This window comes from Streptomyces sp. NPDC005866, from assembly GCF_040629895.1.
GTDB lineage: Bacteria > Actinomycetota > Actinomycetes > Streptomycetales > Streptomycetaceae > Streptomyces.
Window position 1 is genome coordinate 265,721 of record NZ_JBEXWP010000004.1, and the last position, 11,997, is coordinate 277,717.

At 63.3% G+C, this 11,997-nt stretch carries 13 protein-coding genes; 5 read left to right on the forward strand and 8 right to left on the reverse strand.

Annotation, left to right across the window (positions count from 1 at the left end):
- Positions 1-188: 188 nt before the first annotated feature.
- Entirely contained in the window at positions 189-971 is a 783-nt protein-coding gene (locus ABZ396_RS08165) for an SDR family oxidoreductase (RefSeq protein WP_358920653.1), read from the reverse strand.
- A 53-nt stretch (positions 972-1,024) separates the two neighbouring features.
- Positions 1,025-1,885, reverse strand: coding sequence for an enoyl-CoA hydratase/isomerase family protein (locus ABZ396_RS08170; RefSeq protein WP_358920651.1), 861 nt, complete (start codon positions 1,883-1,885; stop codon positions 1,025-1,027).
- A gap of 142 nt (positions 1,886-2,027) precedes the next feature.
- On the opposite strand from ABZ396_RS08170, the gene ABZ396_RS08175 reads away from it, so the two are divergent.
- Together ABZ396_RS08175 and ABZ396_RS08180 are read left to right on the forward strand one after the other, a co-directional pair.
- A complete protein-coding gene (locus ABZ396_RS08175; protein WP_358920649.1) occupies positions 2,028-2,495 on the forward strand; it encodes a helix-turn-helix domain-containing protein in 468 nt (155 codons plus the stop codon).
- Positions 2,496-2,538: 43 nt separating this feature from the next.
- A complete protein-coding gene (locus ABZ396_RS08180; protein ID WP_358920647.1) occupies positions 2,539-3,630 on the forward strand; it encodes an IS630 family transposase in 1,092 nt (363 codons plus the stop codon).
- A gap of 175 nt (positions 3,631-3,805) precedes the next feature.
- Here the strand turns inward: ABZ396_RS08180 and ABZ396_RS08185 are convergent, their stop codons facing one another.
- The 3 genes from ABZ396_RS08185 to ABZ396_RS08195 all read right to left on the reverse strand — a co-directional run bounded on the left by ABZ396_RS08185 (position 3,806) and on the right by ABZ396_RS08195 (position 7,044).
- Positions 3,806-5,218 carry an NF041680 family putative transposase gene (locus ABZ396_RS08185; RefSeq protein ID WP_358920758.1) on the reverse strand — a complete coding sequence of 471 codons (1,413 nt, stop codon included), beginning with the start codon at positions 5,216-5,218 and terminating at the stop codon, positions 3,806-3,808.
- 542 nt (positions 5,219-5,760) lie between these two features.
- Positions 5,761-6,132: a GIY-YIG nuclease family protein gene (locus tag ABZ396_RS08190; protein WP_358920645.1), complete on the reverse strand. Its 372-nt coding sequence runs from the start codon at positions 6,130-6,132 to the stop codon at positions 5,761-5,763.
- Positions 6,133-6,579: 447 nt separating this feature from the next.
- Entirely contained in the window at positions 6,580-7,044 is a 465-nt protein-coding gene (locus ABZ396_RS08195) for a hypothetical protein (RefSeq protein WP_358920643.1), read from the reverse strand.
- A 313-nt stretch (positions 7,045-7,357) separates the two neighbouring features.
- On the opposite strand from ABZ396_RS08195, the gene ABZ396_RS08200 reads away from it, so the two are divergent.
- The 3 genes from ABZ396_RS08200 to ABZ396_RS08210 are packed head-to-tail and all read left to right on the forward strand — an operon-like array spanning position 7,358 to position 10,259.
- Positions 7,358-8,272: an ABC-three component system protein gene (locus ABZ396_RS08200; RefSeq protein WP_358920642.1), complete on the forward strand. Its 915-nt coding sequence runs from the start codon at positions 7,358-7,360 to the stop codon at positions 8,270-8,272.
- Entirely contained in the window at positions 8,269-8,514 is a 246-nt protein-coding gene (locus tag ABZ396_RS08205; RefSeq protein ID WP_358920641.1) for an ABC-three component system middle component 6, read from the forward strand. The genes ABZ396_RS08200 and ABZ396_RS08205 overlap by 4 nt, the downstream gene beginning before the upstream one ends.
- Positions 8,511-10,259 (forward strand): ABC-three component system protein, encoded by a 1,749-nt coding sequence (locus ABZ396_RS08210; protein WP_358920639.1) that lies wholly within the window; start codon positions 8,511-8,513, stop codon positions 10,257-10,259. Before ABZ396_RS08205 ends, ABZ396_RS08210 begins: the two co-directional genes overlap by 4 nt.
- A 353-nt stretch (positions 10,260-10,612) precedes the next feature.
- Here ABZ396_RS08210 and ABZ396_RS08215 read toward each other — a convergent pair whose 3' ends face one another.
- The 3 genes from ABZ396_RS08215 to ABZ396_RS08225 are packed head-to-tail and all read right to left on the reverse strand — an operon-like array spanning position 10,613 to position 11,896.
- The gene (locus ABZ396_RS08215) at positions 10,613-11,014 is read right to left on the reverse strand and encodes a hypothetical protein (RefSeq protein ID WP_358920757.1); all 402 of its coding nucleotides are present in this window, start codon (positions 11,012-11,014) and stop codon (positions 10,613-10,615) included.
- Positions 11,014-11,442, reverse strand: coding sequence for an ATP-binding protein (locus ABZ396_RS08220; protein ID WP_358920637.1), 429 nt, complete (start codon positions 11,440-11,442; stop codon positions 11,014-11,016). Before ABZ396_RS08220 ends, ABZ396_RS08215 begins: the two co-directional genes overlap by 1 nt.
- A 46-nt stretch (positions 11,443-11,488) precedes the next feature.
- Positions 11,489-11,896 carry an NUDIX domain-containing protein gene (locus ABZ396_RS08225; RefSeq protein ID WP_358920755.1) on the reverse strand — a complete coding sequence of 136 codons (408 nt, stop codon included), beginning with the start codon at positions 11,894-11,896 and terminating at the stop codon, positions 11,489-11,491.
- Positions 11,897-11,997: the final 101 nt, after the last annotated feature.

Genomic DNA, 11,997 nt, shown 5'->3' on the forward strand with positions numbered 1-11,997 from the left:
TGTCTTCATGCACGAACCATCCCGACATCATCCGATCAGGACTCTTGTTCGAGTCGCAAGCTCGATGATCGGTATGAATACGGCTTCTCACATCACCCGAACGAGACCAGGCCAACGGCTATGTTCGATTGAGCAGCGGGCTCTTAGCTCCCGAGAGATGATGCAGCAAGGCCCCGCTGTTGTGCCCGCTATGAGCGGGCGTGGATATAGCGGGGCGCCGGTGTACCAGCGCCGAAGTTCGCCATGAGCACCTGGCGCGCGGACTCGTAGGCTTGCCAGTGGCTTAGATCGTGCAGCGCTGGGATGCTGACGAGCTCGCCCCGATCCAGGTCGATCAGTGCCGCATCCACCACGTCCGCGGCCGACATCACACCCGACGGGTCCGGCAGCGGGCTGCCCGCGGCATCCCAGAATTCAGTCGCCGTAGTGTTGGGCAATACGGCTTGCACCTGGATGCCCTGACCGGACAGCTCGTGGTGCAGCGACTGAGTCAGCGCGAGCACGTAAGCCTTCGTCGCTGCGTAGACGCCGTTGAGGTACTCCGGCGCCACGCCGACCACGGAGCCGATGTTGATCAAAGCACCGTTGCCGCGCCGGACAGCTCCGGGTACGTAGGCGTAGGTAAGTCGTGTCAATGCCGTGACGTTCAGCTCGATCATGCGCTGCACGGCGTCGACGTCGGAATCCAACAGCACACTCGCGGCACCGACGCCGGCGTTGTTGACCAGCAGCGTGATGTCCTCCCGGGTGCGGAGAGCGTGCTCCACGGTCGCCAGGTCAGCAGACTGGCCCAGATCGGCCTGCAGTACCTCGACGGTCCGGTCAGTCTCGGCGCGCAGCGTCGAGGCCAGCGCTTCCAGCCGAGCACGGTTGCGCGCGACCAGCACGAGGTCGAAGCCGCGGCGCGCCAACCGGTCGGCGTACACAGCGCCGATACCGGAGGATGCTCCGGTGACAAATGCGGTTCCCATGATCTTCGGTTCCTTTCATTCACGGGCCGGCGATCCGGCCCACGATCCTGCGGTTAGTTGGACTTGTCTGCCGTCAGTTCGGCGATGCGGGCACCCATGTTCCGTTCGAACTCGCCCGGTTGTCCCCAGCCCGCCGCGATGGCCGCGGGAATGAGCGAGGTCGCGGGCTCCCTGGCGACCGCATCGCCGAATGCGCGCATTGCCGCCGACAGCTGCACGTCGTCGGGCAGCGATGCGGCGTTGATGGAGTCCTTGATGTCGATCAGCGTGCGGCGGTCGAAGCGGGAGACGCGCTCGGCATAGGCATCGACGAACGAGACAAACCCATCGTCGGGGACGGCTCGGTTGACGTATCCGTAGCGTTCCGCCAGCTCGCCGTCGAAGTCCTCGCCGCCGAGGAGGATTTCGAACGTCCGGCCCCGGCCGACGATGCCGGGCAGGCGGGTCGTGGGGGCGCCGCCGGGGATCGCCGCGAGCGCGACCTCGAACTGTCCGAGCACGGCCCGTTCGCGGCTGGCGAAGCGGATGTCGGTCGCGAGGGCGAACTCGCTGCCGGCCCCGCGTGCGCGACCGCGGAGCGCGCTGATCGTGACGGCCGGCGCCTTGCTCAGCCGGATGAGCAGGCTGGCCCAGTGCAGAAACGGCTGCGCGGCGGGCGGCTGCAGCACCTCGAGCGGGCTCATGTCCGTAGGCACGGCGTAGTGGGCGAGGAAGTAATCGGGGTTCGCGCTGTCGAACAGCACAACGGCGACGTGTCCGTCCTGCTCAACCTGGTCGAGGAGCTGGTGCAGCTCGAGGTTCATCACGCCGTCGATGAGGTTGAGCGGGCCGTTGTCGAAGGTGACTCGCCAGAACGTATCCGAGTGGCGGGTCAGACGAAAACGCGAAGGTGTAAACGGGTCTTGGGTCGCCATGTGAAAACCGTACCAGGCTGAATTGCTACAAGCAAGTTAGCGTTCAGCCGCAGTGCCCCAGTTCAACTGCTCTAGACGTCCTTCCCATGCGGTCCTCTTGGTGGATCTGACTTGCCGCTGATAACTGAGGTATGCTGTACGGATGTCGCCTGCAACGGAGATTCGCCGGCCTGAGCCGGTGTGCTCGATTGAGCGCTGCCTCGGCGTCCTCGCCGATCGGTGGTCGTTCCTCATCATCCGCGAGGCGCTGATGGCCGGCGTCGAGCGGTTCGCCGACTTCCAGCGCGCGCTCGGCATCGCCCCCAACGTGCTCACGGACCGGCTCGAACACCTGGTCAAGGCGGGCGTGCTGACCAAGCGCTCTTACCAGGAGCCCGGGTCGCGCACCCGGCGCAGCTACCACCTCACGCCCGCGGGCCGCGACCTTGCGGTCCCTCTTGCGGCCCTGCAGCAGTGGGGCGACCTGCACGACCCGCCCAGCACGGGTCCCTCAATGCTGCGCCGGTCCCACTCGGGCAGCCCCGTCCAGGTCGCGTTCGTCGACGGCGACGGGGCGGCCCTGCCACCGCACGACGTGAGCTTCATCGCGGCCGGGGCGGTCGCGAGCTAGTGTTCTGAGTCGGGAATTCTGTTCAGATGTATAGGCTTGCTCTATGGTGCGGACGGGGCGGCCGAAGGCCGAGTTGACACTGTCGGACGAGGAACGAGCCGGACTCGAGGAATGGGTGCGGCGTCGTTCCACGCCGCAGGCGTGGGCCTTGCGGTGTCGGATCATCCTGGCCTGCGCAACCGGCGCGTCGAACAAGGACGTTGCGGAGCAGGTGGGTTCGACACCTCATGCGGTGGGCCGCTGGCGGGCCCGGTTCGTGCAGTACCGGATCGCCGGTCTGGGTGACATGCCACGTTCGGGCGGCCCCAGGACCGTGACGGACGAACAGGTCGCCGCGGTGGTCACCAAGACGCTGGAATCCACTCCGAAGAACGCGACGCACTGGTCGACGCGGTCGATGGCGAAGGAGATGGGCCTCTCGCAGTCGTCGGTGTCACGGATCTGGCGGGCGTTCGGCCTGCAGCCGCACCGGGCGGAGACCTTCAAGCTGTCGACCGATCCGTACTTCGTCGACAAGGTCCACGACGTCGTCGGCCTCTATCTCGATCCGCCCGAGCGGGCCCTGGTGTTCTGCGTGGATGAGAAGTCGCAGATCCAGGCTCTGGACCGGTCCCAGCCCGTGCTGCCGATGATGCCCGGGGTTCCCGAGCGGGCGACCCACGACTACGTCCGCGCCGGCACCACCACCCTGTTCGCCGCGCTCGAGGTCGCCACCGGCAAAGTGATCGGCTCCCTGCACCGCAGACATCGAGCTGAGGAGTTCAAGAAGTTCCTGATCAAGCTCGACAAAGAGGTGCCTGCCACGCTGGATGTTCACCTCATCTGCGACAATTACGCCACCCACAAGACCCCCGCCATCAAGAAGTGGCTGCTGGCCCACCCCCGGTTCCATCTGCACTTCACACCGACCGGCTCGTCCTGGCTGAACCTCGTCGAGCGATGGTTCGCCGAACTGACCAACAAGCAGATACGGCGAGGCGTCCACAGGTCCGTCCAAGCCCTGGAGAAGGACATCCGCAGCTGGATCGCCGCCTGGAACACCGACCCGAAGCCCTACGTCTGGACGAAGACCGCGGACGAGATCCTCGAACGCCTCGCCAGTTATCTGAACAGAATTCCCGACTCAGAACACTAGATGTCGAGCTAGATGTACTGCCCATAGAGGTACAAGGCCTCCTGGCGCTCACGGACTAGACACCCACGAGCTACACAGAAGGCCCTGTCTTCATGCGCGCATTGACATCACACCACCCGAACGAGACCAGGCCAACGGCTATGTTCGGTTGAGCAACGGGCTCTAAGCTTGGCGTTTATCCTCGCTGCTGTTTCAGGCGGACGTGTTCGGTGAGGGTTTCGGCTCGTTTCACGGTCTTCCCAGGCTCATAGCGTGGGGCTGGCCTGCGGTTTTGTGAGCCCGTGGGACGTCCGGGACCTGGTCGGGAGGGTTTCGGCACACCTGCGGGACGGGTGGTCTTCGCGCGGAGGTGCCGGAACCCGCGGCGGACCCGGGCAGGGGTGAGCCGGCGGGGCTCGCTGGGCGGCTCCCAGGGCCGGCGGAGGTCCTCGGCGAGGGGGCGGGCCAGGCGGAGTTGGGTGTGCGCGGCGATGATCAGCCACGTCCACAGGTCGGCGGTCGCGGGGTCACGGACCTTCGGCACGGTCCAGCCCAGGGTCTGTTTGAACAGCCGGAAGGTGTGTTCAAGATCGAATCTGCGGAGGAACGCCTGCCAGCGCACATCGACGTCGGCGGTGGTCAAGCCGGTGCGCGAGGACCACAGCCACACCGGCTTCGGGTCGCGGTCGCCAGGCAGATGGTCCACCTTCAGCCGGATCAACGTGCCGTGGATTAAAGGGAGTTCACCGCAGTGGTCGAGCCAGGGGCCACGGGCGGTCAGGCGGGGGTGCATCCGGTCCCAGGCGAGGGCTTCGGCCCGGCCGTAGCGGGTGGTGTCACAGGTGGTGGCCTGGTCGGGGGTGTGCCAGGAGTCCGGTTTGGAGAAGGCGAGGACGCCGCCGTGCTTGCGGGGCTGCCCGCCGCGCGGGGTGGAGCGGCGCGGGCCGGCGTCCCGGAGCATGACCCGGTCCGAGCGCAGCCGTCCGACCAGCTCGACGGGCAGATCGGCCAGGACGTGGGCGAGGCGGGTAACGTCGTAGCCGGAGTCCATGACGATGAGGATGTCCGCGTCGCCCGGCCGCCACTGCCCGGCGTGCACGAGCCGGGTGACGACATCGCGGAGCTGGGCGGCGGTCACCGCGGTGGCGTCGTCGGCCGGGCCCAGCCGGATCGCGTCCAGCACGGCCGTCCACGACGTGCGTCCCGTCTCCAGGGCGGCGACGAAGGAGTAGGGCCAGCCGGGGATGAACTGATCCGCGCTGCGGCCCCGGCCGTAGACGTGGCAGAACAGCAGCTCCGGGCTGGTGGGGGCGTCGGGCCGCAACCAGTTGCTCACATCGACCGCGAGCACGATCCGCCCGTCGGCCGCCCGCGGCAGCGGCGTGGAGGCCAGCAGCCTGCGCAGGCGGCGCGGCTCCAGCCAGCCGTGGTTGACCGCGTCGTACATCGCCCCGTGCCCCCGCCGGTGCTCGGCCGTGAGCGTCAGCTCGACCAGCGACGTCACCGGACCGTCCGAGCACAGCACCGCGTCGGTGAGCTCGAAGAGCGCATCAGCCCGGCTGTAAAGGCAGTCGTAGAACTGGACACGAAAGTGGGACAGGATGCCCAGCGCGGCATCAGCGGACTCTTCAGGGGCGAGACTCTTCACCAGCGGCCGTTCCTTCACGCGACGTTGCTCGACACCTCGAAGCGTGAAGAACGGCCGTCCTGCTGTCCCCTGAAGAGGACAAGATCAGCAAGTCGGGTGACCCGGCGACCTTAAACGCCAAGCTAAGGCGTCCGTTCTCTGGATCGTGCGCAGGCGTCCGCGCTTGCTCGCCGATGACGTCGGCGGCGTCACGTAGTGAGATGCTCAGAAGAGCCTGCTTGTTCACGACTCCTCGGCATCATGGGAGTGTTCATTGCTTGCCTCCCAGCAAACGAATCCCGATGGAGCTGGTCGGAGAGGTCGGGGACTCTTAATGGGACGAGTTAAGACCTGTCTTCTTGGCCTGGGTCTTGCCGGGGATCTTGGTGAGCTGGATTTTTGCTGGTCAGGGGCAGTGGGCTCGTGCGCCTGGTGGTCGTCGTTCGTCGTCGTTGGCCACTGTTGAGCGACCTCGGACGGCCCAGAGACGGCCCAGACAAGGGCGCGGCGGCCCGTTCGGCGGCCTACGCGCTGATTGGCAACTCTCGGGCTCGATGGCGTGCTTGGGCCCGTAGCTCCTTCAGGTGACTGTGAAATGCGTTGTGGCGGTTCTGGTCGAGGTTCAACGGCAGGTCGAGCTGAGAGATGAGCTGCGACTCCAGGTCCCATGGTTCGCTCTGCTCGCTCCAGCACACTCGCGCGTTGTCCGCCATCCACTGGCTTAGGCTGGCTTCGCCGGACTTGCCGAAGGTCATCCGCTTACCGCTGCCCACGCGGCGCAGCTCAAGTCCGAGCAGACACCCGAGGGTGAGCCGCAGCGTCGAGCCGGCCGCGTTGCCCCGGTAGTGGTAGCGCACCCGCTTGCGCAGGTCCTGCGTGCTGGTTCGGTTCGCCATGTACCGCGAGGCTATCCCGACGTAGAGCAAGCGCCCGGCGTCCAGGTCCTGGTGGGGCGGCTGCTTGAAGTGCCACCCGTAGACTCCCGCCGCCGCCGGGACAGGGCTCGCACGCACCAAGACTTCCTGCGACGACCACAACCGATCGGGACTGACCAGAGCGGTAGCTTGCACGAACCCTCCCCACATGCCATGGCTGATCGTCGCAGGCTACTGGTCGACGCTGACAGAAGGTCCCTGGTCTGCGGAGCCACATGACATCACCTGGAAAGCTGCGGACATCGAGGGCTCCTTGTAGGCGCTGGCCTGCTCGAACGGCCGGTTCGCGGCCTCTGAGGGCGCGGCTGTTTTCACCGTGATTCTCCGCTGTTCTCGCTCGATCCGGTGCGCTTGTGGTGCAGTCACTGTCGGCGTGGGTTTCTACGAGCCGGCGCGTCTGCAAGTGCCTCAGAGGTGTTGCTTGGCTGCTCGGACCAGTTGGCTGATGTCGTCACGGGTCCGTACCCTGGCATCGTTGAGTTCGGTTCTGCTGTCTGTCTTGGACAGTGCAGTAACGTCTGCGAGCACGTCCTCCGCGGCCCGGCTCAGCGTCTCGTCATCGGTGAGCATCTGTACCCGGAACAGTGCCTCTTGGGCGCTGGAGCGTAGGTCGTAGGCGCGGATCCGCACCATGTCGGGGTCCTCCGGTGGGGGCTGTTCGTGCTCGCAGAACCAGAGGTGAACCAGGCAGCGCCGGTAGTTGACTAACGCGCCGGCGTAGGCGGAGTAGGCATCGAGTCGCTCCTGCCGGAGCTTCTCGCGGCGCGTGAACTGGTGGCTCCTGTTGGCGGTGCGCTGCTGGAACGCCAGGGTGATCCCCGAACCAAGCAGCGTCCCCAGGACGGCTATGCCGCTGGCGATGATGGTCTCCACATACCAAGCTGATCATGCATCGCCGTCCTCCGCGGGTCGTTGCCCAACTCCGATGCCGACACGCTTTCCAACTGTGTTGATGAGAGCTGGGGCGCTTACCTGCGGCTATCGGCGTCTGGCTCGTTCAGTGCGCCTGACTCGTGGTCCGATCTGGCGCTGACTCCGTCGCTCGCCGGTTGCCTGGTTCACCCCCCTCGACCGCGGGCATCCTGCCGCTTGGCTTAGGCTGACATCACTTTGACACCTTCGGGGTATTGAGGTACACGGGAAGCTATGCAACTCTAAAGTCTTTGAGCACCTGCAGGGGGGACGTATGAATGAGCGCATCCTGGCATTATACGAAATGGCGTTTCGGGACCGCTACCAGGAATCTTTCGAAGATGAGTTCCAGGAGTTCTTCTCCGAGATAATGGAGCGGGCCTATCCCGACGGGGACTTTGTTCGTGTCCGGCCCTGGGGAAACTCCGGAGACGAAAAGAATGATGGATACCTGATATCTCAGCGTACAGTTTTCGCCGTATACGCCCCACGGAAACCCACGGCTTCAGGCATTCGAGCGAAAATTGAGAGCGACTTCAGTGGATGCCTCCCTTTTTGGGACGAGTATCTTGACCAGTGGGTATTCGTTCACAATGATCGTGAGGGACTCGGGCCGGATGCGCTAAAGACAATCCTCGAGCTGAATAGAGCGCATGGCGACAAGGTGGCCGCCCCGTGGGGGCGGGAAGCCCTATGCAAGCGTGTGATGGACCTCGGCATAATCGATTTGCGGGCGCTCTTCCCCAGTGTTCCTTCGATGGCAGACTTCGTTGAGACGGGAATGGAGCAAATTCAGCCCGTCCTCGATCATTTGGAGCGAGCTCGCGTACCTGGTCGTCCTGATAGGCGTCCGGTGCCTGAGGATAAGATCGAGTACAACCTTCTGTCAGAAGCGACACGCTTCCTCATTACTATGGGCATGCAGCCAGCGCATCTAGTAAGAAATTACTACAGGCGCGTGAGTGATGAGCTTCTCAGGGACCAAACGGCTCAAGCCTTCTCCGAGAAGTATCAGGAACTGCGCAGTACTGGTCAGAGCCCGGATGAGATCTACTGGGAGCTCCGCAAGTGGGTGGGCGGTATCGGCCCATCGAGTCCTGCTCGCGAAGTGGCCGTTTACGGCGTGCTCACGTACTTCTTCGAGGAGTGCGATATATTCTTGCGGCCAGAGGAAGGCCAGGAAGAATGATCTTGCCGACTAAGGGAGTTTCTGCCGATAGGGCCCTGTTGACCGTGGGTGCTCAAATCATACGTGAATTGGACGAGCCGAGCACTGTGAGCGGACTGTGGCACTTGGTGCGAGTCAAGCGGGCCAAAGATGAAAATGCTACTCCCCTCACGTTTGACTGGTTTGTGTTGGCACTCGATCTCCTGTTCGCGATGGGAGCAATTCGAACGGGGCCAGCAAACACACTTAGGCGGGCAACGTGATTAAGCGAATCTTCAGCACGATGCCTTCCTTCAAAGAAATTCACCTTCATGCCGGGCTGAATATTCTTCTCGCAGATGTTAGGCCGGAATCGAAGGAAGTTGACACTAGGAACGGCGTTGGCAAGAGCAGTTTGATTGAGTTGCTTCACTTCCTCATGGGTGGCAACGCAGATCCGAGTAGTCTGTTCCGCAACGAAGCCCTTGTGAACTTCGAGTTCGGCCTAGAAATGCTCGCTCCACAGCGCGACCCCTCAGCAGGGCCCTCTTATATCACCGTACGCCGCTCTGGAATTCAGCCGTCGAAGATTCACATTGATGGTTGGGAAAGCGTGCTGGGTAGCTCCAGCATGACCGTCTCCAATTCCATTTGGAAGTCCCTGATTGCGAAACACTTCTTCGGCATTTCCGATCTAGAGAACGCTGGAAACTCTGGACCATCTGCACGGTCTCTGCTGTCATACCTGATTAGGCGTCAGGCAAGTGGCGGGTTTCAGGAGACGGCAAAGCATACAAGTCAGCAGTCAACTGTTGATCAACAAGTGAGCATCTCCTACCTGCTAGGGCTAGACTGGTCAATTCCCCGAGACTGGGAAAAAGTTCGGCAGCGTGAGAAATCTCTGCGAGAGCTGAAAAAAGCGGCGAAAGATGGAGCTCTAGGTGACCCTGTTGGTAAAACAGCCGAACTTCGAGCCTCGCTTGCCATCGCTCAAGCAGGTGTTACGCGGCTGAGTGAGCAGCTGAAGAGCTTCCGTGTAGTCGAAGAGTACTCAGAGTTGCAAAGTGAAGCCACTCAACTCAGTAGAAAAATCGCTGAGTTCAACGACGAGAATACCTTGGATCGCCGCTATCTGGATCGGCTGAGCAATGATTCGAAAACAGAACCAGTTCCCGACCCAGAGAACCTAAGGCTCTTGTATGAGCTTGCTGGGGTTGAGCTTCCCGGCGTTGCTCTGGCTGCCTACGCAGATGTTCAGCGCTTTCATGAATCCGTCGTTGCGAATCGGCGCACGTACCTGCGTGAAGAGATAGTGGCTACTGAGGCCCGGATCGCAGCACGTGAGAAGGAGATTGGCTCCCTCGATCGTCGGCGTGCCGAAATCATGGCTTTGCTGAGTGCGGGCGGTGCTCTTGAGACATTCTTGGAAATGCAGAAGGAGCTTGGCCGGCGGGAAAACGAAGTCGAGCGCTTGACCAAGCAGTATCAAGCTGCCGAGGCGCTCGAGTCGCAGCAGGTGACTTTGGGACTAGAGCGGCAGCAACTTCAAGAGCGTTTGCAGCGCGATTTTCGCGAGCGATCAGATAGCGTAGACCGAGCTGCGGTAGTGTTCCAAGATTTGTCACACTCCATTTATGGCGATAGAGGAGGGCTGCTGGCAATTTCCAACACGGACAACGGGCCAAAGTTCAATGTGAGTATCGATGGTGAGCGAAGCAAGGGAATTACAAATATGCTCACCTACTGCTTTGACCTCACTCTGATCCGTATCGCATTGTCTCAGGGTAGGGCTCCTTCATTTGTGGCTCATGATAGCCACATCTTTGATGGGGTTGACAGTAGGCAAATCGCAGCTGCCATTAGGACCGGTAAGGAAGAGTGCGATGAGCATGGATATCAACATCTAATTACCCTGAACAGTGACAACTTGCCAGATGTCGAGGGCGTGAATCTTGACGCCGTTATATTGCCGGTACGCCTTACGGACAAGTATGACGATGGGGGCTTGTTCGGCCTACGATTCCGCTAATCGCAGTGTGAGGTCGGCGGAGCGGCTTTGGGGTGGCGCTGCTTTGGCGTGAGTGATCATGGCCCCGTAAGCTTGCGGCGCGTCGGGCAGTCTGTGGACCTGCCCGGTAAAGCACGACGTTGGGGCCATGATCTTCGAGGCTCGCGCCAAAGTGGCTCCGTAAAGCCGTGGAGCCGACCGCCCCAGCCACGGCGCACCCCTTCTCTGGCATCAGGCGACTGATTGCCGTGAGCGCGGCACGGGCGCCGGCCGGGCTGGAGCGGGACGAAGGCAGGAGCGCAGGCCCGGCCGGGGGCCGGGCCGCGCGCGGTGAGCGGAGCGAGCCGCCTTGAACCTGTAAAGAAGGTTGTAACTCAGTCGGGTGTGTGGGGCGTCTGGGGCGCTGTGTGTGGTTTGAAGTCGTGTGTGCAGGGCGGGAGTTCGGCGCCTTGGCGGTGTGCCAGTGGCAGGAAGATGACGGGCCGGATCGTCCATGTGATGCGGGTGCTGGCCTGTGTGACTGTCACTGTGCAGGGCTCGGCGCGCAGGAGGGCTCTCCTCGTGGCAATGCGGCCGTCGTACAGCCACTCCCACGCTTCCTGAGACGCGTCGGGGTCGAGTGCCGGTGAGATTGTGCGGAGTGCGATGGCTACCCATCTGTCGGCCTGGGGCGCGGAGTAGGCGTCGAAGGATGCCCGGAGCGCCGGCCACCCCGACCCCTCGGTGATGTCCTCGGTCCAGCACTCGCACCAGTAGCCCCGCTGCGGCTTGTCCATCAGCACGGGTGACCTCCGGTCCGTGGGCCGGCGAACAACTCGGCGGTGACCGTGTAGCCGCCATCGCTCTCGTGGACGACGACACGATGAGCGATGGCGCTGACCATGCCCAGCCCCCGGCCGTGCTCGGCCTCCTGGTCCTGGCACTCGATCTTCGGTGCTGTGCCGACGGCCCCGTCGTCCGTGACCGACAACGCGATGACCTGCGCTGACACCGCAAGGGCCAGATGGAAGCTGCCCGACTCCTTACCGCTGGCCGTGTGGAGGATCGCGTTCGCGCTCAGCTCGCTCACGATCAGCTCGGCGTCTTCGGCTAAAGGGGAGCCTCGCAGGATGTCGCGGGTCCAGCGGCGGGCCCGGCTGACCTCTTCCGGGAAACCTGGGCAACTGAGCCCCCAGACCCGGGTTGTACTCGTATACTCGTGCATACAAGTTCCTTCATGCTGGTAGGCCGCCATGTGCAGCGGGTTCGGGCTAGATGAGTTTCACGCCGTCGTGGGCGCGGATCGCCGGTGGAGACGCCGCGTCCATCGCGTCCAGGACGCGGATGGCGTACGCCTCGTCGGCAAGCTCGGAGACTTCCTCGCGGGTGGCCCAGCGCAGAGCGCGGGTCTCGTCGCCGGTCGTGGGCGTGCCGTCGGCGGCCTGGCAGCGGAAGACCAGGGAGACGATCAGGCCCGTCATGTTCTTGTAGACGCCCGTCAGAGTCGCCGGAAGGGCGATCTTGATGCCGGTCTCTTCGAGGACTTCGCGTTGCAGGGCCTCGGGGATGGTCTCCTCGCGTTCGAGGACACCGCCCGGCGGCTCCCACTTGCCGTTGTCCCGGCGCTGGATCAGGAGGGCCCGGCCGCGGGTGTCTATGACGACCCCGGCGACGCTCACGGAGTGCGGGCGTTCTGTGCTCACGTTCCTCGGCCCTCTCGGCTGGCTAGGCTCTCCACCGTAGCAACAACACTCACCCACTCGTCTAGATACCTAAAGGA